Source organism: Pseudomonas arvensis (genome assembly GCF_056688935.1).
The window spans coordinates 3,954,217-3,976,399 of record NZ_CP162038.1; the positions used below are offsets into that span (position 1 = coordinate 3,954,217).

At 54.6% G+C, this 22,183-nt stretch carries 22 protein-coding genes and 3 pseudogenes; 14 read left to right on the forward strand and 11 right to left on the reverse strand.

Going from position 1 to position 22,183, the window contains the following annotated elements:
- Nucleotides 1-17 precede the first annotated feature (17 nt).
- From AB3G88_RS17625 to AB3G88_RS17635, 3 genes are read left to right on the forward strand one after another with little or no spacing between them, the layout of a single operon-like run.
- The gene (locus tag AB3G88_RS17625) at nucleotides 18-1,286 is read left to right on the forward strand and encodes a sialidase family protein (RefSeq protein WP_191948678.1); all 1,269 of its coding nucleotides are present in this window, start codon (nucleotides 18-20) and stop codon (nucleotides 1,284-1,286) included.
- A complete protein-coding gene (locus tag AB3G88_RS17630; RefSeq protein WP_112196145.1) occupies nucleotides 1,286-1,870 on the forward strand; it encodes a hypothetical protein in 585 nt (194 codons plus the stop codon). Before AB3G88_RS17625 ends, AB3G88_RS17630 begins: the two co-directional genes overlap by 1 nt.
- Entirely contained in the window at nucleotides 1,870-3,891 is a 2,022-nt protein-coding gene (locus AB3G88_RS17635) for an LTA synthase family protein (RefSeq protein WP_112196146.1), read from the forward strand. Before AB3G88_RS17630 ends, AB3G88_RS17635 begins: the two co-directional genes overlap by 1 nt.
- Before the next feature lie 200 nt (nucleotides 3,892-4,091).
- Here the strand turns inward: AB3G88_RS17635 and AB3G88_RS17640 are convergent, their stop codons facing one another.
- Nucleotides 4,092-5,315, reverse strand: coding sequence for a tyrosine-type recombinase/integrase (locus tag AB3G88_RS17640; RefSeq protein ID WP_137204858.1), 1,224 nt, complete (start codon nucleotides 5,313-5,315; stop codon nucleotides 4,092-4,094).
- A 151-nt stretch (nucleotides 5,316-5,466) separates the two neighbouring features.
- The gene (locus AB3G88_RS17645; RefSeq protein ID WP_112196148.1) at nucleotides 5,467-5,718 is read right to left on the reverse strand and encodes a helix-turn-helix domain-containing protein; all 252 of its coding nucleotides are present in this window, start codon (nucleotides 5,716-5,718) and stop codon (nucleotides 5,467-5,469) included.
- Nucleotides 5,719-5,780: 62 nt separating this feature from the next.
- On the opposite strand from AB3G88_RS17645, the pseudogene tnpB reads away from it, so the two are divergent.
- Together tnpB and tnpC are read left to right on the forward strand one after the other, a co-directional pair.
- Nucleotides 5,781-6,116: pseudogene (tnpB, locus tag AB3G88_RS17650) on the forward strand (IS66 family insertion sequence element accessory protein TnpB).
- Between the two features lie 61 nt (nucleotides 6,117-6,177).
- Nucleotides 6,178-7,703, forward strand: a pseudogene (gene tnpC, locus AB3G88_RS17655) (IS66 family transposase).
- A gap of 38 nt (nucleotides 7,704-7,741) precedes the next feature.
- Here tnpC and AB3G88_RS17660 read toward each other — a convergent pair.
- Nucleotides 7,742-8,704 (reverse strand): arsenic resistance protein, encoded by a 963-nt coding sequence (locus tag AB3G88_RS17660; RefSeq protein WP_480450954.1) that lies wholly within the window; start codon nucleotides 8,702-8,704, stop codon nucleotides 7,742-7,744.
- A gap of 93 nt (nucleotides 8,705-8,797) precedes the next feature.
- Between AB3G88_RS17660 and AB3G88_RS17665 the strand changes: the two genes are divergently transcribed.
- On the forward strand, nucleotides 8,798-9,232 hold the full coding sequence (locus AB3G88_RS17665) for a MerR family transcriptional regulator (RefSeq protein ID WP_112196151.1): 435 nt from the start codon (nucleotides 8,798-8,800) through the stop codon (nucleotides 9,230-9,232).
- 357 nt (nucleotides 9,233-9,589) lie between these two features.
- The gene (locus AB3G88_RS17670; protein ID WP_112196152.1) at nucleotides 9,590-10,189 is read left to right on the forward strand and encodes an FMN-dependent NADH-azoreductase; all 600 of its coding nucleotides are present in this window, start codon (nucleotides 9,590-9,592) and stop codon (nucleotides 10,187-10,189) included.
- 137 nt (nucleotides 10,190-10,326) lie between these two features.
- On the opposite strand, the gene AB3G88_RS17675 is transcribed toward AB3G88_RS17670, so the two are convergent.
- The 5 genes from AB3G88_RS17675 to AB3G88_RS17695 all read right to left on the reverse strand — a co-directional run bounded on the left by AB3G88_RS17675 (nucleotide 10,327) and on the right by AB3G88_RS17695 (nucleotide 13,092).
- Nucleotides 10,327-10,776 carry a DJ-1/PfpI family protein gene (locus AB3G88_RS17675; RefSeq protein WP_232246105.1) on the reverse strand — a complete coding sequence of 150 codons (450 nt, stop codon included), beginning with the start codon at nucleotides 10,774-10,776 and terminating at the stop codon, nucleotides 10,327-10,329.
- Nucleotides 10,777-10,811: 35 nt separating this feature from the next.
- Nucleotides 10,812-11,060 carry a type 1 glutamine amidotransferase family protein gene (locus tag AB3G88_RS17680; protein WP_228391167.1) on the reverse strand — a complete coding sequence of 83 codons (249 nt, stop codon included), beginning with the start codon at nucleotides 11,058-11,060 and terminating at the stop codon, nucleotides 10,812-10,814.
- 105 nt (nucleotides 11,061-11,165) lie between these two features.
- A complete protein-coding gene (locus tag AB3G88_RS17685; protein WP_480450958.1) occupies nucleotides 11,166-11,585 on the reverse strand; it encodes a TonB-dependent receptor domain-containing protein in 420 nt (139 codons plus the stop codon).
- 41 nt (nucleotides 11,586-11,626) lie between these two features.
- Nucleotides 11,627-11,812: a TonB-dependent receptor domain-containing protein gene (locus tag AB3G88_RS17690; RefSeq protein ID WP_256595336.1), complete on the reverse strand. Its 186-nt coding sequence runs from the start codon at nucleotides 11,810-11,812 to the stop codon at nucleotides 11,627-11,629.
- Nucleotides 11,813-11,850: 38 nt separating this feature from the next.
- Nucleotides 11,851-13,092 carry a TonB-dependent siderophore receptor gene (locus AB3G88_RS17695; protein ID WP_480450961.1) on the reverse strand — a complete coding sequence of 414 codons (1,242 nt, stop codon included), beginning with the start codon at nucleotides 13,090-13,092 and terminating at the stop codon, nucleotides 11,851-11,853.
- Between the two features lie 527 nt (nucleotides 13,093-13,619).
- On the opposite strand from AB3G88_RS17695, the gene AB3G88_RS17700 reads away from it, so the two are divergent.
- From AB3G88_RS17700 to AB3G88_RS17710, 3 genes are all read left to right on the forward strand, one after another.
- On the forward strand, nucleotides 13,620-13,907 hold the full coding sequence (locus AB3G88_RS17700; protein WP_480450963.1) for a c-type cytochrome: 288 nt from the start codon (nucleotides 13,620-13,622) through the stop codon (nucleotides 13,905-13,907).
- 222 nt (nucleotides 13,908-14,129) lie between these two features.
- Entirely contained in the window at nucleotides 14,130-16,181 is a 2,052-nt protein-coding gene (locus tag AB3G88_RS17705; protein WP_228391168.1) for a TonB-dependent receptor, read from the forward strand.
- Between the two features lie 544 nt (nucleotides 16,182-16,725).
- Nucleotides 16,726-17,688 (forward strand): GlxA family transcriptional regulator, encoded by a 963-nt coding sequence (locus tag AB3G88_RS17710; protein ID WP_112196154.1) that lies wholly within the window; start codon nucleotides 16,726-16,728, stop codon nucleotides 17,686-17,688.
- A 12-nt stretch (nucleotides 17,689-17,700) separates the two neighbouring features.
- Here the strand turns inward: AB3G88_RS17710 and AB3G88_RS17715 are convergent, their stop codons facing one another.
- Nucleotides 17,701-18,690, reverse strand: a complete 990-nt coding sequence (locus AB3G88_RS17715; protein ID WP_191948672.1) for a GlxA family transcriptional regulator — start codon at nucleotides 18,688-18,690, stop codon at nucleotides 17,701-17,703.
- A 236-nt stretch (nucleotides 18,691-18,926) separates the two neighbouring features.
- Here AB3G88_RS17715 and AB3G88_RS17720 point away from each other — a divergent pair, with 236 nt between their 5' ends.
- The 4 genes and pseudogenes from AB3G88_RS17720 to AB3G88_RS17735 all read left to right on the forward strand — a co-directional run bounded on the left by AB3G88_RS17720 (nucleotide 18,927) and on the right by AB3G88_RS17735 (nucleotide 21,620).
- On the forward strand, nucleotides 18,927-19,817 hold the full coding sequence (locus tag AB3G88_RS17720) for an MBL fold metallo-hydrolase (RefSeq protein WP_480450966.1): 891 nt from the start codon (nucleotides 18,927-18,929) through the stop codon (nucleotides 19,815-19,817).
- 101 nt (nucleotides 19,818-19,918) lie between these two features.
- Nucleotides 19,919-20,464 (forward strand): cysteine hydrolase family protein, encoded by a 546-nt coding sequence (locus AB3G88_RS17725; RefSeq protein ID WP_112196157.1) that lies wholly within the window; start codon nucleotides 19,919-19,921, stop codon nucleotides 20,462-20,464.
- A 300-nt stretch (nucleotides 20,465-20,764) separates the two neighbouring features.
- Entirely contained in the window at nucleotides 20,765-21,199 is a 435-nt protein-coding gene (locus AB3G88_RS17730) for a YeeE/YedE family protein (RefSeq protein ID WP_191948669.1), read from the forward strand.
- Between the two features lie 2 nt (nucleotides 21,200-21,201).
- Nucleotides 21,202-21,620: pseudogene (locus tag AB3G88_RS17735) on the forward strand (DUF6691 family protein).
- A 163-nt stretch (nucleotides 21,621-21,783) separates the two neighbouring features.
- Here AB3G88_RS17735 and AB3G88_RS17740 read toward each other — a convergent pair.
- Both AB3G88_RS17740 and cydX read right to left on the reverse strand, forming a co-directional pair.
- Entirely contained in the window at nucleotides 21,784-22,071 is a 288-nt protein-coding gene (locus AB3G88_RS17740; protein ID WP_112196159.1) for a cyd operon YbgE family protein, read from the reverse strand.
- Nucleotides 22,064-22,180, reverse strand: coding sequence for a cytochrome bd-I oxidase subunit CydX (gene cydX, locus AB3G88_RS17745; protein WP_112196160.1), 117 nt, complete (start codon nucleotides 22,178-22,180; stop codon nucleotides 22,064-22,066). Before cydX ends, AB3G88_RS17740 begins: the two co-directional genes overlap by 8 nt.
- Nucleotides 22,181-22,183: the final 3 nt, after the last annotated feature.

Sequence of the window (22,183 nt, forward strand, 5' to 3'; positions counted from 1 at the left end):
TTACCCACAGGTTCCCTATGCGCTCCGCCTTATTGATATGCAGCCTGCTGGCAGTGTTTTTCGCTGCCTGGCAAAGCCATCCGCCCCATGTGCTGGCGCCGTTTGCCCAGACCAGCCCGAACACCGCAAAAGTGGCGGCGCCGGCGCAGTACAGCAGCCGGTTCGTATCCACCCAGCTCACCGACTTTGTGCACTCCTCATCCGTGACCGCCCTGCCCGGCGGCGACTTGATGGCGGTGTGGTTCGCCGGCTCACGCGAAGGCGCCGCTGATGTGCAGGTGCGCACCGCGCGCTTTGATGCACGTACCGGCGAATGGGGCGCCGAACAGGTGCTGGCCACGCGGGAAAGCACCCGCGACGGAATCCAGCGTTATATCCGCAAGCTCGGCAACCCGGTGATTGCCCTGGCGCCGGATAAACGCCTGTGGATGTTTTATGTGTCGGTGTCAGTCGGCGGCTGGGCCACCAGTGCGATCAACGTGATGGTGTCGGATGACCTGGGGGCCAGTTGGACGGCGCCTCGGCAACTGGTGACCTCGCCGTTCTTCAATATCAGCACCCTGGTCCGCGCCGCGCCGGTGTTCCACGCCGACGGCTCCATCGGCCTGCCGGTGTACCACGAGTTCATGGGCAAGTTTGCCGAGTACCTGTACCTGAGCGCAGACGGAGCAGTGATCGACAAATTCCGTATCAGCCGCGGCAAGAATTCCCTGCAACCGACCATCGTACCCCTGGACGGCCAACGCGCCGTGGCGATGTTGCGCTATGCCGGCGACACCCATCACCGCGTGCTGGCCAGCCGCACTGAAGACGCCGGGCAAACCTGGAGCCAGCCGTACCCGCTGGAACCGGCCAACCCTAACTCGTCGCTGGCGGCGGTGGGCACGGTGGACGATGGGTTGCTGGTGGCGCTCAATGACCTGCAGGACGGCCGCTTCAAGCTCAGCCTCTATGGCACCGACGCCCAGCTCAGCCAGTGGCGCACTGTGGTGCAACTGGACGAATCACCGGACCCGCTCGGCCAACCGTTCGCCCCCGAAGCTTATAAAGAGATCATCGGCGAAGGCTTTCGCGCCTCCAGCGGCGCGCAGCGTTTACCGCTGGAGCAACGTTTTCTCAGCAGCCTCGACTACCGCGTGTGCAAACCCCGTGGCTGCGATTTCGAGTACGAGTACCCGTACTTCAGCCGCAGCCCGGACGGTATGTACCACCTGGTGTACTCATGGAATAACACGTTTATCAAACATGTCAGCTTCAACGAAGCCTGGCTCGCGGAGCGTCTGTGATGGTGTTGCTATGGCAGGCGCATTTGAGTTTTGTTCTGTTGGGGTTTGTGCTGTTAAGCACGTTTCGATTTACCGCCCGATGGCGACCGTGGTTGCTACCAGTCCTGGTGGTGGTGAGCGTTATCCCGATCAATGAGTTGCCATTGGCGGCCTATGTCCGCAGTTTTACCGATGATTTGGCGATCAGCACGCTGGTGTTGTTGGGGTGGGTTGCGCTGAGCCGTCTGGGCGTGGTGCAGCCGCTGGTTCGACCACATCAGGTGCAGATGTTGCTGCTGTTTGGCCTGCTGAGCCTGGTGCTATACCCGGCCACGTTAGGCCTGACCTATTTCGACCCGTACCGCTTGGGCTTCAACCCTCGACCGTTGATTGTGCTGGTCGCGGTGGTGGCGCTGTTGATGCTGTGGCTGCGCAATGCGCTGGCGGTGTGGATGTTGGTGATCGGCACGCTGGCGTTCGCATTGCGGCTCAAGGCCTCAGAGAACTATTGGGATTATCTGGTTGATCCGCTCTTGGCAAGCTACTGCGTCGTCGCTGGATTAATTCAACTCAAACTGTACTGCTTTAAAGAATGGAAAATTTGATGAGTGCGTTGCAATCACGTCGCCTGCGCTACGGCATGGGCGCGATCGGGTTGGTGTTTGTGCTGCTGGCTGCGTTGCGACTGGTGTTTGTGCTGGGTTTTTCCGGCCTTGATGTGACAACCCCGGCGCTGCTGGAAACCCTCGGCATCGGCCTGCGTTTCGACCTGCGCCTGGCGGTGTTGCTGCTGCTGCCGCTGGCCGTGCTGGCATGGCTGCCGCGCTGGAACCTCACCACGCTGCCAGTCCTGCGCTGGCTGGCACGTGCCTACCTGGTGGTCGCACTGGCGATGATCGGCCTGGTGTACATCATCGACTTCGGCCATTACGCCTACCTCGGCGTACGCATCAATGCGACGGTGCTGCGCTACCTGCAAGACGCACAGATTTCACAACAGATGGTGTGGGAAACGTATCCAGTGCTTTGGATAACCGCCTGCTGGCTGGCGGCAGTAGGGTTGTGGGTATGGGCGTTGATCTGCCTGGAGCGCATGACCCTGGACCGTGCGCCAACCCCCATTAATCGATGGGCGGTGACGTCAGTCTCAGTGGTTGGCGTGGTCGCCGTGCTGCTCGCCCTGCTGGGGCGCGTGGCCAACCTCAACCTGGAAAACCCGGTGCCGCTACGCTGGAGCGATGCGTTCTTTTCCGGAAACAGCCAGGTGGCCGCCGTGGGCCTGAACCCGGTGCTGTTTTTGTACGACACCCTCAAGGTCGGCCAATCGCAGTTCGATGTAGCCCAGGTGCGTAAGCATTACCCGCAAGTCGCCCAGTACTTGGGGGTGGATCAACCGGACGCCCAGCAACTGAATTTCACCCGCCACCAGGGTGTGCAGCCCTATCGCCTGGCAGGCGAGCGCCCGCTGAACGTGATCTTCGTGATGCTCGAATCCCTTGGCACGAGCGCCGTCGGGGCCTACGGCAACCCGCTCAATCCCACGCCGAACCTGGATAAACTGGCCAGCCAAAGCTGGTTCTTCAAGCACTTCTACGTACCGGTCACCGGCACCGCCAAGACTGTCTGGGCCAGCATCACCGGCGTGCCCGACGTCACCCGCCAGGAGACTGCCACGCGCAATCCGCTGATCACCCGGCAACACACGCTGATCAACGCATTCGAAGGCTATCAGAAGTTCTACATGATCGGCGGCAACGCCGGCTGGGCGAACATCAACGCGCTGATCCGCCAGAGCATCGACGACGTGCAGCTGTTTGAAGAAAGCGACTGGCAATCGCCACGGGTGGATGTGTGGGGCATTTCAGACTTGGACCTGTTCAAGGAAGGTGACGAACTGTTGAGCAGGATGCCCAAGGACCAGCCGTTCTTCGCCTACCTGCAAACCTCCGGCAACCATCGACCCTTCACGATTCCCAAAGACAACGACGGTTTCCAGGTGGCGAACGTGACCCTGGAGCAAGTCCAGGCAGCCGGTTCGCGCAGTGTCGAGCAATACAACGCAGTGCGCCTGCTCGACTACAACATCGGTCGTTTGATGGAAATCGCCAAGGCCGGTGGTTACTACGACAACAGCATTTTTGTGTTCTTCGGCGACCACAACACGCGCATCAGCCAGATCCCGCACATGGCGCCTGCCTTTGAACAGCTGGGGCTGGAAAGCAACAACGTGCCGTTGTTGATCCACGCGCCGGGCCTGGCACCTAGGGTGATCGAACAGGCAGTGGGCCTGGCGGATCTGTTGCCGACCGTTGCGGGTATGGCAGGTGTGCCGTTCACGAATGGCGCCATGGGCCGGGATATCCAGCAGCCTGCTCCGGAAGGCGAACGCGTAGTGCCTCTGGTCTTGCGTGAGGGGACGTTCCCGATCATCGGTGGCGTAACCCAACACTTCCTGTTGCAGATGCAACACGACGGCAGCTCACCGACTCTGCATGACCTGGTCTCAAAGACGCCGCGAGAGGATGTGGCCGCGCAACATCCTGAGGTGTTTCGTCGCTTGAGTGGGTTGACCCAGGGGCTACATGAAACTGCTCGACTGATGCTCTATCGCAATGTTCAACAATGATCCGGTTCTCACGCTAAATGAATGTTTACACCTGTAGGCGAAATTTGCTCTTGAATGTTGACGACGTTCGCTTATCAACGTTCGGTTAAGTGCTCAACAAGCTGTGGCATCCCGCAACCTAAATGGCGGACTTCAAGCTAAACCTATCAGGACGCGCTGCGGACGCTCTTCATTGGGCAAGAAGCTAAGAGACCGTAGATTTATACGGCTCTAATATTTCCTGTTTCAAGTCCGTCGAGATGATCGGCGTACCACTGCATCATCGTCGTACGTTGCTCCAGATACTGAGCCTTGTTATAGATCCCTCGGACACCTGGCGGCTTGTGACTGAGCTGGGCTTCAATGTGGTCCGCTGGGAAACCGTGCTCGTTGAGTACGGTGCTTGCAATATGACGGAAGCCATGCCCGGTCTGTCGTCCTTCGTAACCAAGGCGCCTTAGCGCCATCAGAAAAACGGTATCGCTGCGAGGCTTGGTTCGATCGCTTCGACCAGGGAATAGCAATGGGTACGCTCCCGTGATTTTCCGTAGTTCAGTAAGAGCGCTTAGTGCCTGCTTGCAGAGTGGTACAAGGTGTTCACGCCCTTTTTTACGGCCTTTGCGTTCAATGGGGACAGTCCAAAGTCGTTTGTCAAAGTCGAACTCAGCCCAGTATGCCTCTCGAAGCTCGCTGGGGCGGACAGCCATGAGAGTAAGCAGTTGGAGGCCAAGCTGAACATCTTTGGCGTGAGGGTATGATCGTATTGCTCTGAGCAGTGCGGGAAGTTCCTCCAGAGAAACATGCGCGTAGTTCTCGGCCTTTCCCGATGATAGAAACTTATGAACACCCTCTAAGGGATTGTTCATCGCCCTGCCGGTTATGCGAGCCAGGTCGTAGATGTCTTTGCAGTAAGCCCTTACGCGACTCATCTGCTCCAGGATTCCCTGACGTTCGAGCCCTCTCAAAAGCTCCATCCATTCCATCGACATGATGGAGGCATACGGACGTTTTCCGACAATGGGGAACACGTGGCGTTCCAAGGCTCCAAGGACTCTCTTAGCTGTGCCGAAATCCCAGCCACCCAAGCAAGACGTATGCCATTCACGAGCCAACGCTTCAAAGGTTTCGTTTGTTGCTGCTACTTCTGCAGCTTTTCTAGCTTTCTTGGCGGCTATTGGATTTTTGCCTTCTGCTGCATCCGATCTCAATTCGGCAGCCTTTTCCCGGGCAAGGGCGCCGCTGACTTGTGGGTACCCCCCAAGCCCAAGCCACGACCATTTGCCGTCGGGCTTCTTATAGCGCAACTCCCACGACTTCTGCCCGTTAGGCTTTACTCTGAAATACAACCCCGAGCTGTCTAGCTCGCGATAGGCCCCCGCTTCAGGAGCAAGATTGACTAGTGCGGTATCGGAGAGAGGACGGCGTTTAATATCGCTGCGCCTCATTCGTGTATGCCTCCAGTTCAATTTTTTATTGAAGCATACATGGAGGCATACAGGATGTGAAAGATGTAGGTGGATCAGCTTGGAAGTCCAGATACAAAAAAGCCCGCACGAGGCGGGCTTCTTGAGGTGATTCATAGACTGCTGTAGACATCTATGGATCGGTACTTGGTGGTACACAGACAACCGTCTCTTGAACCTTCTCGCTCAGCTTATGCAGCCAAGGGCGGACGACGGTCATGCGGTCGACATGGGCGTTCGCAACAAGCCTCAACAAACCCACGCCAAGGCTGATTCCTCCAGCGCCTTCAGTACGAATCATTCCCTGCTCTTCGAGCGCGCCTACGATGCGTTGCACCGTTGAGCGAGGCAAATCTACAGCCTGGGCTATTTCGCCCAAACTCATACCGCCAGCGCTTCTTCCCAAAATCCCGACGCCTGCGCGACTTTTCTTCGAGATATTCTGCGATGATTCACATCGACTCCATCTGGCTGGCCACCGAACCGATGGACATGCGCGCAGGCACCGAAACGGCGCTAGCCAAGGTGATCGCGGTGTTCGGTGCGGCGCAGCCGCACTGCGCTTATCTGTTCGCCAACCGCCGCGCCAATCGCATGAAAGTGCTGGTGCATGACGGCTTCTGAATATGGCTGGCGGCGCGCCGGTTAAACCAAGGCAAGTTCCACTGGCCTAGCATCCGCCATGGTTCTGAGATGGAACTGGATGCCGCGCAACTTCAAGCGTTGGTGCTGGGGCTGCCATGGCAACGCGCAGATTCTGAAGGCTCGATCACACTGCTTTAACGGCTGCCATTAGCCTATCGGTCTATCGTCGCGAAACGCCTGCTCTGGCAAAGCCCGACGCATGACTTCTTCGCCCAATCTCGACCAACTGTCGCCCAATCAACTGCGCGTCCTCGCAGCGCAGTTGCTCTCGCAAGTCGACACTATGGGCAAGAAAATCAATCGTGATCAAACAGTCATTAAGAAACTGACCCATGAGATCGTCCAGCTCAAGCATTTGAAGTTTGCCAAGCGCAGCGAGCAGATGATTCCTGAACAGGCCAGCCTGCTAGATGACCTGATCGATACTGATATCGCGGCGATTGAGGCCGAGCTTCAGGCGTTGCAAATAGCACCAGATGCGACCGAGGAAAAGCAAAAGCCCAAGCGCACGGCATTGCCGGCAGAATTTCCGCGAACGTTGATCCATTACGAACCGGGCAACACTCACTGCCATGCGGTTGCGCCCTCAAGCGCATCGGTGAGGACGTCAGCGAGAAGCTGGACTACACGCCCGGCGTGTTCACCGTCGAACGCCATGTGCGTGGCAAGTGGGTCTGCGATAACTGCGAAACGCTGACCCAGGCACCGGTTCCGGCGCAGGTCATTGATAAGGGCATCCCGACTTCGGGCCTGCTCGCACACGTCATGATCGCCAAGTTTACTGACCATCTGCCGCTTTACCGTCAGGAATCGATCTTCGGTCGAGCGGGCCTGGCGATTCCACGTTTAACCTTGGCTCAATGGGTCGGCGTGACCGGAGTTCAGTTGCAGCCGCTGGTCGATGCGCTGCACGAAGTAGTGCTTGGGCAACAAATCATCCACGCAGATGAAACACCGGTGCAGATGCTCATGCCGGGAACAAAGAAAACCCACCGCTCCTAAGTGTGGGCCTACGCTACCAGCCAGTTCTCGGATGTGGCAGCGGTGGTTTATGACCTCAGCCCCAGTCGCGCCGGAGAGCATGCTCGCAACTTCCTTCAGGACTGGAATGGCAAGTTGGTCTGCGACGATTTTGGCGGCTACAAGGCCAGCTTTGAACTCGGCGTGACCGAGATCGGCTGCATGGCCCATGCACGGCGTAAGTTCTTTGAACTGCACGCTACGAATAAAAGCACGCTCGCCGAGCAAGCCCTGCGCTATATCCAGTTGTTGTACGAAATCGAAAGAGAAGTCAGAGACCCGGAGCCGGATTTACGGCGCCGAATACGGCAAGAAAAAGCCGTACCGGTGATGGATAGGCTGCACGCCTGGATGAACGCGCAGCGTGATCTTGTGCCCGAAGGTTCGGCCATCAGCAGAGCACTCGATTACAGCCTTAAACGCTGGGCAGCGCTGTCGCGCTACCTCGATGACGGGGCGGTTCCCATTGCTAATAATTGGGCGGAGAACCAGATCCGGCCATGGGCTCTTGGGCGCAAGAACTGGCTCTTCGCCGGGTCGCTACGCAGCGGAAAACGGGCTGCGGCAATCATGAGCTTGATCCAGTCAGCGCGGCTGAATGGCCATGATCCGTACGCCTATCTAAAGGATGTTCTCACGCGCCTGCCGACGCAGCGTGCGAGTGAGGTTAACAAGCTGCTGCCGCACAGGTGGGCAGCTGCTTAATCGCGCAGGGTGTTTTGTGCTTATATCTTCCCTGGCATCTACATTTTGCGCCACACCAAAGCAGGAATTGCTCGGATGTAAATTAGTTCGCAGACCAACTCAATCAGCGTTTGAGTAATGACTGCTGCCGCAGCCAGCCCTCTGATTTCCTCGGGCAAGGCCAATGCCAATGGTAGAACTACCAATGAGTTTCGTGTCGAGCTGCTGAAAGCGACTGATCTTGCCGTGCTAGCCGGTAACTTAAACGCCCGAGCCACCAGCGCACCCACCACGGGTGCCAAGAGCATGAAACCAATGTAGACGGGAATAACAGGCAGCAGTTTGTCCATGTCTCTGACCACCGTTGAAATCTGAGAGCCGATCACTACGACCAATACAGCCGCCATAGCTGGCACAGGCATCCAAGCCCATACATTGTTCCAGCCCTCAACGACGCGTGACCCCTTTGCCCCGGCAGCTGTTGCTACTGCCAAGACCAAGGGTAAAGCGATCAGCACTACGAAGGCCTCAACAAATGGGCCGACCGATATAACCACCGCCGAGTCATCACTCACCATGAAGGCTAGATAGAAGGGTAGTAGCACAAGCTGAAGCACGAGTAGTAATGGTGTTGCCGCCAGAGTCAGTTTGGAGTCGCCCTTACCGATATGGGTAAACACAACAACATAATCGATACAAGGCGTCAGCAAGACCAATAGTGCGCCCACCAATATCGCCGGGTGGTCGGCTAGGCCCATCGTCAACGCCCAAACCAACAGGGGGATGGCGACGAAATTGGCGGTCAGCAGCGCGGTCATGAAACGCTTGTTTGCAAGCCCTTTGCGAAGATCCAGGAATGGGATCTGTAGAAACATGGCGTACATCAGCACAGCGATGGCTGGTGTCACCAACGCACCTAACGCTTGAGAGGCATCAGGTGCGAGCAGGCCTCCGATAGCCGCGACAATGACCGCGACGAAGTAAACGGGAATCTGGTTCCTCTCTAGCTGTTCTCTGTCCACGGAATGCCCTTAAAACGCGTGAAATCATTTTTCGATTGAGCAGGTTAATATCTGTAGCTACTACAGGTTCAAGAAAATGCTTGGGGAGTTTGCATGTGGGGTATCGGAGCGCTGTCGAAATCAACGGGTTGCCACATTGAAACGATTCGCTACTACGAGAAAATAGGCCTTCTCCCTCCGGCCTTACGGTCGACAGGGCGGCATCGAATCTATACCGAAAAGCATCGGTCACGACTCATCTTCATCAGGCAGAATCGTGAACTGGGCTTTCCACTCGACGATATCCGCGAACTCATTGCGCTCGCGGCAGATGCTGATCGTCCGTGTGCTGATGCGTTGTCGGTGGTCAAGAAGCACTTGGCAGAAGTGGAATCTAAGGTAGCTAAGCTCCAGCAGATCCGGATAGAGCTGCTCTCAATGGCAGGCACGTGTGAGTCAACATGCCTAGGCTCGAACACTCCAGACTGTACGATTATTGAGTCACTGTTCGAACCCGCTGCTGGGGCTCGCTCTGGTTGCTGCTCCTAGACTAGTCAAGAGCATAGGGGAGCAAGCTGCCATTGAAACCGAATAGCGCGATAGTCTCGACAGGGTGTTTCGAGCGTCCGTCTACACCAAACGGGCTGGTGCAAGATGTGTTCGGCAGACGCTTACGCACCTATTGATAATATCCGGGGTCGTACTGGGTGGTGTCGCGCTAGCATTCTTGCCTAGCTCTTGGGCAACAGGTCGTTAATCGCCAGGTGAATGGCTCTTGGATCCGCTCAGCCTGGACAACTGTCAAACGAATTTCTAGATAATTAACAGCCGTTTTTTGCGCTTTTATAGGATGTGGAAACGACTAATCTCGACCATATCGACTCAAGCCGATAGAGAACAAAAATCATGTCCTGTGTTCTAATCATCGAAAGCAGCGCCCGCCAACAGGGGTCGATTTCTCGCCAACTGACCCAACAATTTATTAACCAGTGGCAAACTGCCCATCCAACGGATCAGATCATTATTCGTGACGTGGCCCTTAATTCTATACCCCATATGGACGCAAACTTGATCGGTGGCTGGATGAAGCCTGCCGAACAGCGCAGCGAAAAAGAGCAGATCTGCTTGGAACGATCCAACGAACTGACCAACGAACTCATGGCCGCCGACGTGTTAGTTATAGCCTCACCGATGTATAACTTCACTATCCCCAGCACGCTTAAAGCTTGGCTAGACCATGTGATCCGTGCTGGCGTGACGTTCAAATACACTCCCGCACGCCCTCAAGGTTTATTAATCGGCAAGCGCGCCTTCGTCCTAACTGCCCGAGGCGGAATTCATGCTGATGACAGTTCGGATCACCAAGAGCCGTACCTACGTCAGATCCTGTTGTTTATTGGGATACATGACATCACCTTTATCCATGCCGAAGGGCTCAACCTCGGCAGTATTTTCCGTGAAAAAGGTATCAGGCACGCCACGACATTGCTGGCACGAATTGTTTGAGCCTTTACGTCCGGAATCCAACTCCAGTTGGTCTGCGCGTGGAAGCTTACTGAAGTACCGACTCGTCGCGAAACACATGCTGTGAAATGAACGCCGACGGCGCACCCATGCGATGGAGCGCTTTGAGTCTGTGGACTTCAGCCCTTCGTGAGGCCCGCGAGTACACCCGCTTTTTTCGTGAAATCTGCAACCAGGTCAACCATGGCAGTCTTTACATACGCTGGAGCAGTTTTCATAGAACCCGCGTTGAACGGAGGATCTAGGTCATATTCGCTCATCAGTTGAGCACACTCGGCATAGGTCTGATCGCGCAGCTCAGCAACCATGCTCAGACCAAAATCCAGCTCTGCCGTCACCCCAGCGCCCGTAATCCTGTTACGGTCGCGTACAACACGCGCTTCGGTTGGAATTGCACCAAACCCGGCCAGAGCATCCCGGCACGACCAGTGCGAAGTTGCCTTAAAGCCCTTTAGTAGCCCCGGAGCACCAAGGATCAACGAACCAGAGCAGACACTGGTCACGTATTTCGCACGTGAACCACGATCAGCCATGAAGACCAGTGTTTCAGCATCAGAAGCCGCTGCCAAGGTGCCATCCGTGCCGCCTGGAGTGAACAACACAGTCAGGTAGCGAGGACATGTGTCGAAGTGTCTGTCGGTATAACCGTTAATCCTGCATCACTGGTTACTGGATCCAGAGATTTAGCGACAATGTAGATCTTGGCCCCCATGAGCGAACCAAGCATGCAGTGCGGCCCGACAAGATCCATCTCCGTCATGCCTAAATAAACCAGCATTGCGATTTGCTCTTCTTCCATCCATGGCACATTAGCCATGTCGGGGCCCATATCAGGCATCTTGTCGGCATGCATGGGCTTTTCGGCAGCCGACGCTCTGGGGTGATGCTTGCGGCCAGGGGTGCAAGGAGCGCACCGATGACTAGGTTGCGACGTTGATTATCGATCATGATGAATTCCTTAAAAACTGGCGGTCAGCGTCAAATAAGCTGAGCGTGGTTGGGTCGGCAATACCACTGGGGATCCAAGGTATTGATAAGTCTCAAAGACCTTTCGACCCGTCAGATTGACTGCCGAGATGGAGAGCGTGTAACGGTCGAAATAGTAGGAAGCCTGTGCATCAAACAGCGCGTACTCCGGGACAGAGACTGTATTCGCCAGAATTAGCTTCCGTGCGCTGAGCGCAGTGACGCCGGCACCAAATCCCAGCCCCTTTGCGGCGCCATCAAGTATCCGATAGCGCGCTGCGAGCCGACCGCTGTGTCGAGAAACGCGCGGCAATCCGTCACCGACCAGAATCGAATTGTCGTCTGTCACTTCAGCCTGGGTGTAGGCGTAGTTGGCCAGCAGTGAAAGAGCCGGAATCGGCTCCCAGACCATGTCTGCTTCTATTCCGCGAGCGCGTTGCTCACCGCTCTGTACTACCCCAAGATCGTGTTTGTAGGATCGGGATAAGGGGTGGAAACGTTGCGGCGTCTCTGCTCGAACGCTGCGAGAGTGCCGGTTAGGCCAAGATCTTTGAAGGCCAGTTTGACGCCAGCCTCATAATTGCGAGAAAGCTCAGGCTTAGGTGTCTCCCGGCCGTTGAAGTTGAACGCCCCCCTCAAACCGGTGGAATATGCGGCATAGCGTGCAAGGCTTTGGGTCAGGTCATAGGTGATTCCAGCCGTGGTGTCACACGGTGATAGGAGGTATCAACGCCCTGCTCTTGTTGCTTAAGGTTGAGTTGGGTGAGACGCAATGACCCTAACAGGTGGAAGCGGCCATAGGTCGCCTGATCCTTAAGATAGAGGGCTTTCGTCTCGTAGCGGTTGGTCTGGGTCACAATCGCTTCTGGCGTCGCGCCGTAAGAAAGCCCATAAATGGGACTGGCCAGGTCAAGCTCGCCGATTAGCTCGGCATTGGAAACACCTGAGGTGAAGTCGGTACGGTCATAGCTGGCGCCCACCAACAGTTCGTGGGTGCCACCCAACGCTTCGAATCTGGAGCCCAGGTTGGTATCCAGCACGCTCTCCCGGATTTTTGTTGGCAGGTAAAGCTTGAATATTGGGTACACCGTGGGTGTCGCAGGATTCGCCCCAAGAAGCTCAGGAAATATGAAGGCACCGTTGTCGCGCATTTTGCCTTCGTTATACTGGGCGGTGACGGTCATTCGCCTGTCGTCGCTAGGCTCATGCTTGAGTTCGGCGGTGGTGGTTCGATTCTCGATGGTAGTGTGAGGCAGCCCTCTGGTCGAGCGTGGGAACGCGTTGCGATCAATCTGACCACTCAATGCCTGGGCGGCTGGCAGTCCGGAAAATTCGAGCTGGCTGCGATCCTCGTACTGGCCACGCAGTAACAGTTCAGTCTCTGGCGTGAGTTGGAACGCGATGCTGGGTTGTACCGACCACTGATGGGCATTGACGTGATCAATCCAGCTGTCGTTTCCCTGATAGTCGGCTGCTATCCGCGCTGCGACCTTGTCGCCAATAGGTGTGTTGAGATCCAGCGAAGGGTTTACCGTGCCGAAGCTGCCGGTGCGCATCGAAACAAACGCACTTGGCGCGGCCTCGGGACGTTTCGAAATCACGTTGATCAAGCTTCCCAACGTCGCGCCGATGCCACCAACATAAAAAGCTGATGTTGGGCCTTTGAGCACCTCGATACGCTCGGTGCCGATGAGGCTGGTTGGATCGATGCTCGCCGCCGTGCCGCCGAAAGCCGGCAGCCCATTCATGTAAATCTCCGCCGGAAAACCGCGCACGATTGGCTGCGTGAAAAGTGCTTCTTGAGGCTTGGTTGCTCTTACATCCGAAACGTCTACCAGTGCGTCGGCAAGCGAATGACTGCCCTGCTCCATGAGCATCGCACGAGTAACGACTTGCACCGATTGCGGAACTTCGATCAAGGAAGTTTCGGTCCGCGTGGCCGAAGCAGAACTTGGCGTGGTATAGCTTTCCTCATTACCGGAAACGTTGATCGACTCAAAGGTCCAGCTCCGCGACCGAAGCGAAGGATCACATACTGCGTCAGGTTGCGCGTAGGCGCTGTTATGCAAGCAAAAACCTACGGCAAGGCAGGCGGCATGTGTCGCAGAGGGTGACGGCGAATGAAACCTAACGGGCTGGTCATGAGAGGCGTCTTTTCGGTCATTGGGGCGTCCAGAGGCAGACGACCAGACTCTATAGCCTGAGTTCCAACGCCGAAACTGCGACATTTTGACACGCACATACGCTTGCCCGGATAAGCGCAGCCTACCGCCCTCACACTTGCAGCTTTTATTTGAAGATGGTCGCCCGCCTCTATCCACAAGCTGCGTCAAACTGTCGCACTTGGTGCCTAGCTGCCAGCTCATTATGCTACTCGGGAAATGGTGTCATGAATAAATTTTGCTAGTTCCGCCAACACCTAAACATACAAAATAATAGGTGAATCATGAAAAAAAATATCGCTGCTGCCTGTTTTTTCGTACTTGGTTCTTTAGAAGCCGCTCAGGAGCCCGAAGCCGTATTCAAGCGTAGTTGTATGATGTGCCACAGTGGCCAATTAGCCATGGCTCCGAAAAAAGGCGATCAGACTGCCTGGAAACCACGCTTGGATAAAGGCATGGACACACTTGTGAAACACGTAACAGAAGGCTTTGGTGCTATGCCGCCTCGTGGCCTTTGCATGGATTGCAGCGCGGAAGATTATCAAGCCGTGATTAACTGGATGTCAAAATAGTTATCCACTTGGCAGACTTTTTTGAACTATATTTAACTTAGTCTTGAACACAATAATTCTTAATACCTAAAAGCATTCTAATAAGCGAGTTGCCTTGTACGTGAGCTAACGAAAATCTCACGTAACTGGGGTGGCTGGTTAAACGTCCTTAAAGTGTTTCGGTTTCAGGAAATGTATGTCATGCCTTCTCCCCTAATTTTGCCTAGCGCAAAGCGTAAACCCATGTCCCGCTCTATCTCTATATGGCCCCTACTGTCAGTTAGTCTTTTCGCCCTCAATCCATTGCCCTCAGCATTGGCTGAAGCCAAAAAATCAGAAGACTCGATACTGACCCTGGGCACCGTGACAGTGCAGGGCAACAGCGCGGGCAGTGGTCCGCTGAGCACCAGCAGTGTGCTCAGCTCAGTGGATATTCTTGGCGCGGACATGCTGGAAAAAATGCCGGTCAACTACAGCTGGGAACTGTTCAGTCGGGCTCCCGGGGTGATGCTCACCGAATTCAATCAAGGCACCACCTCAGGCAAAATTTCCTTTCGCGGTTTTAATGGTGAAGGCGAAGTTAACGCGGTCAAGTTGTTGATCGATGGCATTCCCAGCAACAGCAATGACGGCAATATGCCGTTTATGGACATGATTTTTCCGATGGAGCTGGACAGTATCGAGGTGGTACGCGGTACCAGCGATGCCCGCTATGGCCTTAACAATATCGCCGGCAATGTCAATATGCTCACACGTACAGGGGGTGATTACCGCAAGGCGCGAATTCGCTATGGCAGCTACAACACGCGGGAAACTCAGCTCGCCGCCGGCATCGAAAGCAGCAACTGGACACAGAACTACTTCTTCGCCTACCAAAAATCCGGCGGTTACCGCGATCACTCCGAGGCTGACAAATTTTCGATGTCCGGAAAATGGTTCTATACCCCGGACGACAACAGCTATCGCATCGGCCTGATCGCGCGTCACTATGAAACCGAGGCGCAGGAGCCTGGTTATCTCAGTGAAGAGGATGCTCGCCACCACCCATCCATGACCAACAGCTATAACGCCACCGACAAAGGCACTCGGCGGATGAACCAGGTCAGCGTGCACTTCGATACCGAAGTGTCCGAGACACTCGCTTGGTCTGCAAAAACCTACCTCAACACCTTTGATGACCGGCGCTGGACGCAATACTGGCGCACCAGTTCTCAACAGGAGCGTGACGCTTACGAAACCCAATATGGCGCTCTCACCTCCCTGACTTGGCGCCCCGAAGTGAGCTGGCTGTACAACTTCGCTTTGGAAGGTGGCGCAGACATCCAACGCCAACAAAACCAAAGCGAACGTTACCGAACCAAGGACCGCGCACGCCAAGCTCAAACCCGTGACCAGCAATTTGATTTCGACACCTACGGTGCTTACGTCCAGGCAGAGATCAAACCGTTTGAATCGCTCAAAATCATCCCGGCGTATCGCGTCGACAAGATCCAGGGCGATTTCACAAATGAAATGACTGGCCTAGACTACGACATCAATGACTATGGGTTAATCAAACAACCCAAGCTCAGCGTGGTGTATTCCCCGTGGGACGTGGCCAGCATCTACGCAAACTGGGGGCGCACGTTCCAGGTGGGTACCGGTGCTGCGGCCTATAAGATTCCACCGAGGGATACGGACCTTGCACCGTCCATCAACGAAGGTTGGGAAACGGGAATTAAGTTCACACCGGCGGACTGGGTCGACGGCCGTGTAGCCTACTGGCAACAAGAAGCGAGCGGTGAAGTCAGTCGGCGCCTAAACGACCCCAGTGGCGAGTCGGATAACGTCGGCGAAACCCGGCGCTGGGGTTATGACCTGCAGTTGAACCTACGCCCAGATGAGCGCACAGATATCTGGCTGGCCTACTCCTGGCAGTATTCGAAAATACTCCAGCCAAGCTCGTCTCTGCCCAACAGTAAAGGCCAGGAAATCGACCATATCCCACATCATCTATACAGCGCAGGTGTGAGCCACAAGGTTACCCCGGCGCTGCAGTTGACGGCATGGATGAACGGCCAGACCAGCTATTACCTGGAACGTGAGAACACCAAGGGTACTTACGGCGGCTATGTTCTGATGAACCTCGGCGCTACGTACCAAGTGACTGAGGCCGTTAGCGTTGACCTGCAATTGAAAAACCTCACCAACCGTTACTACGAATATGCCTGGTACGACCCGGACGGAGCTCGAGCCTCTCTCCACTCACCAGGTGATGGGCGTGCGGTATATACAGGCGTTAGCGTGGATTTTTGATTAAACCACCTGCCGGGGCTTGATAGGCCCCGGCAACAGCGCCAACCATGACTGAAATCTAATGCTGCGCGATCTGCACGCTATAACCCATATCAAGTCTTGCGATGGCGCCGATTGAAAATGAGTGCGCATTGATTCTTCATCCGACCAATTGCACTCAACCATCCAGCCATTGAATCCCTCAGCCTTTCTCAACTAACATCTTGCACAACCACGAGATTGGTACTCTATCAAGCTGAGCAATACCGATATTTCAGCCTTAAGAAAAAGGTCCATTCTGGTTTCGAATTCCATCACGTTTCTTATAAGACCTGACATAACGTCAACTCCATACATGAGAGCAGAAAAGACGACAAGGCCCACAAAAAATTCTACTGAGGCAGCACTTGCACCTAAGCCAATACTGAACATTCTGACTTGCGCTACTCGCTATGAGTTTAAGAAAGTAAGATAACCGAAATGCCAAATACGAAACGACAAAACATTGACGATTTCAGCCAAAATGATCAGAATCTCAGCCAATGGTCTTTAGGGATAATCGAATATGCTTGCTAAATCCATACAATTTATTACGTACCCTCAGGTAAGCCTATTGGATTTGGCTGGCCCATTGGATGTGTTTATCGCAGCTAATCATCTTTCGCCCCCTGATCAGAAGCCGTATTCGATCTCTATTCATGCGTTAAACCCGACTAATGAAATTCTTTCAAGCTTTTCAGTTAGCGCCGAAACGTTACAACCGGAAACGCTATCAGCGCATACCTTGATCGTGCCCGGCGGGCCCGGCATTCATAAGTTTTGCAAGGATCCGAAGTTTTTTTCACATTTTGTAAACCATGCTGACAAAGCTACCCGCTTGGTTTCAGTTTGTACGGGGGTGTTCGCACTAGCGGCTGCCGGAAAGCTAGATGATCGAGAAGCCACTACACATTGGTCTTCATATGATGAGCTTGAGCATAACTTCCCCTTAATTAAGATCAGGCGCGGCCCTATATTTATTAATGATGGAAACATATGGACGTCGGCCGGTGTCACTTCTGGAATTGACTTGGCGCTGTCAATAGTTGAAGAAGACCTCGGACACTCTGCTGCACTGGAAATCGCACGTCATCTGATAGTATTTTTAAAGCGTCCTGGAGATCAAAATCAATTCAGTTCATCCTTGACGTTGCAATCAAAAAGTAGCCAGTTTTCAGATCTTCACGCTTGGATAAACAACAACCTTAATGCTGACCTGTCAATTCCTGCGCTAGCGAATTTCATGAACATGAGCGAGAGAACATTCACACGCAAATACAGTGAAAACACTGGGAAAACTCCCAGCAAGACGGTTGAACTGCTCCGCCTGGAAGCCGCACGGCATTTACTCGCCACATCCAACAGCCCGCTCAAAAAAGTAGCCCAAAGCTGCGGACTGGGCAATGAGTCGACTTTCATAAGGAGTTTCATAAAAAAATTCGCTGTTACCCCCAAGGAATATCGTGCACGGTTTAACTCACAACGATAAGCAGTCGATACCTCATTTACTCGTGTTCACCTCCCGACCCGGATTCATTTCGCGAAAAAACGTTCGTCGATACTCAGAAGGTGACGTACCGAGATGAATGCCGAACTGCTGCCTTAGCGATAAGGGCGTTCCAAAACCTGCCTCATCGGCAACACATTCGATAGGTAAGTCCGTCGTTTCCAGCAGTTCTTGTGCTCTGACAACGCGCTCTGCGTTCAACCATTTTGAGACGGTACTGCCAGTTGCTTCCCTGAAGCGCCGAGTAAACGTGCGTCTACTCATTTTCGCCATGTCCGCCAGCACGTCGAGCGACAGGTCATTGCTCAGGTTCATTCGAGCCCACGCCAGTACTTCAGATAAATGAGTCTCGCTGGACAGCTGCGGCACAGGACGCTCAACGTACTGCGCCTGGCCTCCCTGCCTATGTGGAGGGGTCACCAGCACCTTCGCGGTGCGATTCGCCACATCCGCACCGAGTCGTTGGCGGATCAGATGCAGGCAACAATCGATTGCCGCCACGGTTCCTGCAGAGGTCATAATATTGTCGGCACTGACATAGAGCACCTCGGGCCTGAAGCGAACCTCAGGAAAACGTCGCGCGAACTCATCACGAGCCGACCAGTGAGTGGTTGCTTCTTTCCCATCAAGTAGCCCGGCATCTCCGAGCACAAATGCGCCTAAACATAAGCCAACGATGAGCTTGCCTTGGGCATTGGCGACTTGCAAAGCGCTCACGAGTCCTGCAGATGCAGCGACCGATTGATCGCCCCACGCGGGAATGATGATTACGTCAGACACCTCCATCAGCTCCAGACCTTGAGTTACCGCAAGCCCGATGCCTTGGTCGCTATTCACCATTCCCGGTACTTCTGCGCAGTAACTGACCTCGTATTGAGGTTCACTTGGTGCGGATTGAACCGCACCCAGCACCAAACCCGGCACAGAAAGGTGGAACAGGCTTACGCCGTTAAAAGCTAGAACAGCAACGCGTATGGATGGCATCAGGCAACCTCGGATTAGCCCTGTTTTGGCTCATATCTATCGCCTACTGGGATTATGGTCGATCGCTCAGGCGTACGAACTCTCATCGAAGAAAGGCATACATCACCCTCCTCCACATCCCTTAAAACCCCTGGCCGCTTGGCCCAATTATATCGAAATATGTCATTCAGGCCACTGTCAGGCCCCAGAGCATTCGGCAAGAATAGAGTCCTCGATCTATCAGATGGATTAATCCGATGAAATTTAGAACTCTTCCTTTTGCCCTTAGCATTGCTTGCACTATGGCAGCCACATCAGCATGTGCTGGTTCAAACACCCCCAACGCAGCGGACGCCTCCCATAAAGTAGACTTGCAGCAAGTTCGTAACGCAACTGTGAAAATCTCCTACGGCGGCACGACCTTCCTGATCGACCCGATGCTGGCCGAAAAGGGAACCTACCCAGGGTTTGAAAATACTTACCGTAGCAACCTGCGTAATCCCCTGGTCGATCTAACTGAGTCGCCCACTAAAGTGATCGCAGGGGTCGACGCAGTCATCGTCACTCACACCCATCTTGACCATTGGGACGATGCCGCACAAAAAGCGCTACCTAAAGACATCCCTTTGTTCACTCAGCACGAAAAGGATGCGCAGCTGATTCGCTCCCAAGGTTTTAAAAATGTGCACGTGCTGACGGATGAAGCTGAATTCGGTGGCGTCAAAATCACCAAAGCCGGTGGTCAGCATGGCACAGACGAAATGTATGCTGCGCCCCCGCTCGCAAAGCTTCTGGGCGAAGCCATGGGCGTTGTGTTTCAGGCTCCAGGCTACAAGACCCTCTACCTTGCGGGTGACACTATTTGGCGTAAAGAAGTAGACCAGACCATTGAGAAATATCACCCTGAAGTCATCGTGCTCAACGCTGGGAAAGCAAAAGTGAACGGGTTCGAGGGTGCAATCATCATGGGTGAGGAAGACGTTCTACGCGCTTCACAGGCCGCGAAAAACGCGAAAATCGTCGCGGTACACATGGACGCAGTCAATCACATGTCCCTGACACGTGAAGAGTTGCGCACCTATGTCAAGAAGCAAGGTATAGAGACTCGCGTCGATATTCCAGAAGACGGCGCCTCACTGGAATTCTGATTCAACCCCCCCTGCGCCATGGCAGAAGACAGCTTGCTGACCCAAAAGCCGTTTCAGCCTTCAGGACAGCATCACTTTGATAAGTTAATTGGAGATCGATCATGAAACAAGGTCTTGTAGTAGTTGATCTGCAAAACGAATACCTGCCCACTGGCAAATTGCCTTTGACCGGCATCGAAGCGGCTGTGGCGAATGCTAGCCGGGTGATCAGTCACGCGCGAAATGAAGGTATTCCAGTTTTTCACATACGGCATGAATCCGATGATGAGGGGGCTCCATTCTTCGCCAAGGGAACTACCGGAGCAGAAACTCAGGCAGCTGTCGCCTCTGATGCTCAAGAACCCGTGATTGTAAAAAAACACATCAACGCATTCAGAGATACTGATCTCAAACAGCAGTTGGATACTTTGAATGTCCAAGAAATCGTCGTCATAGGTGCAATGAGCCACATGTGCATCGACGCGGTGGTACGCGCTGCAGCAGACATGGGCTATCCAGTAACCGTACTGCATGACGCTTGCGCCACCCTGGATCTTACCTTTGGCGGCGTGACCGTGCCCGCAGCTTATGCGCATGCGACGATGATGGCAGCATTTGAGTTCGGCTACGCCACCGTTAAAGCGGTAGACGAGTACCTCTCGGCATAAGCTCATGAGACTCAGTTTGTGCTTCATCTGAATGTTCAGGCGATTAGACACATCGCCAAGGGCCTTAGGCAGAAGGTGTGATAACGCACCGAGAGTGAGCCGAACAAGCGCCCCTACTGCTTCGGGGCGCTTGTTTATTATACCACCAGCCGATTCTTGAAAGGTCTTCACCAATCCGGATCGTTTGATCGTCCTGTACCAGTTTTGTCTGCGCGAGTGGGAGCATACCTCGCATCAGCAACGCTGCTGCCCTAATAAGGCTCCAAAACCCGCATCAACAGTCTTGCGCGGAACAACCTAGTGACAATTGACTGGGTTCACTTCACACCTTGGTCATCCCTTGCCGGCGGCGCTTTGATTGGCCTGGCAGCCGGCCTGTGGGCGGTCGCCAATGGGCGGATCGCAGGCATCAGCGGTCTGATTGGCAGCCTTCTGCAACGTCATAGCGAAGGAAAGAGTGAGAAGGCATTGTTTCTTTTTGGCCTGCTCGCCGCGCCACTGCTATGGGGCCTGTTTGTCACGTTGCCACTAATCGAGTTCCAAGGTGGAGGGTTCGAACTCACCGTCGCCGGCGTATTGGTCGGGATGGGAACACGGTATGGTTCGGGATGTACGAGTGGACATGGAGTCTGCGTTATATCGCGCCTTTCGCCGCGCTCAATGGTTGCCACTGCGTGTTTCATGCTCAGCGGCTTCATGACGGTGTACGTCCTGCGTCATGTGCTGGAGGGATGAACATGATCAAAGTATCTTCCTTCATCGCTGGCCTGCTGTTCGGCGTTGGCCTGCTTTTGGCTGGCATGGTCAACCCAGGAAAAGTACTGGCATTCCTGGATTTGTCTGGCGCCTGGGACCCCTCACTGGGGCTAGTCATGATAGGTGCGATTGCCGTCGCCATAGGCCCGTTTACCTGGGCACGCCAACAATCTCGTTCGTTGCTGGGAAGAACAATACAGTTACCAACCGAACGTAAGTTGGACCCGCGCTTGATTGCCGGCAACCTGCTGTTTGGCACGGGCGGGGATTGGCAGGCATTTGCCCTGGCCCTGCGATGGTCATACTTCTGGCAGGCCGCTGGCAAGCAATCGTGTTCATGTTGGCGATGCTGGCCGGAATTTTGTTGTTTACCGCTCTGGAGGCCAAGCCTATCCATTGATCGAGATATCTGCATGAAAACCACTCTCGGAGCAACTGACTGAATCGACCCAGATTTGGGGCCATTAACGCCACCTACCCTACTCACCTGAAGACCTGCCCTACGGTTGCAGATCAACCCCGAGCAGGCGTGTGAGGCGGTTTAGGCAGGAAGCTGCGGTCAGCTATTGCACCTGCAGCAGCATCAGGTAGCCCCCGACCAACAAGAACCAACTTAGTAGCGGATAGGTCAGCCAGCGCGCCCAATGCGACGTGACGCTGAAACCTACGCCGTGCACAAACCCCGTGCAAATCCCCAGCATCAGCAGCATAAGCACGCCATGGCTGTAACGCCCATCGGGCCCGACCATAGAGCCCGGATGAATCAGCAGTAACAGCCCCATCGGCGCCGCCAGCGCCAAGGACACAACCCGGCAGGCGCCATGCTGTGTCCATCCGTTCAGGTCAGGCATCGGCCTCGGGCTCCGCGTCCAAGTCCATGTAGTTTTCCAACCACAATGCGCTGATGATTCCCGCGCTGCAGGCCAGCAATACACCGAGAATCCAAGCGAAATACCACATAAC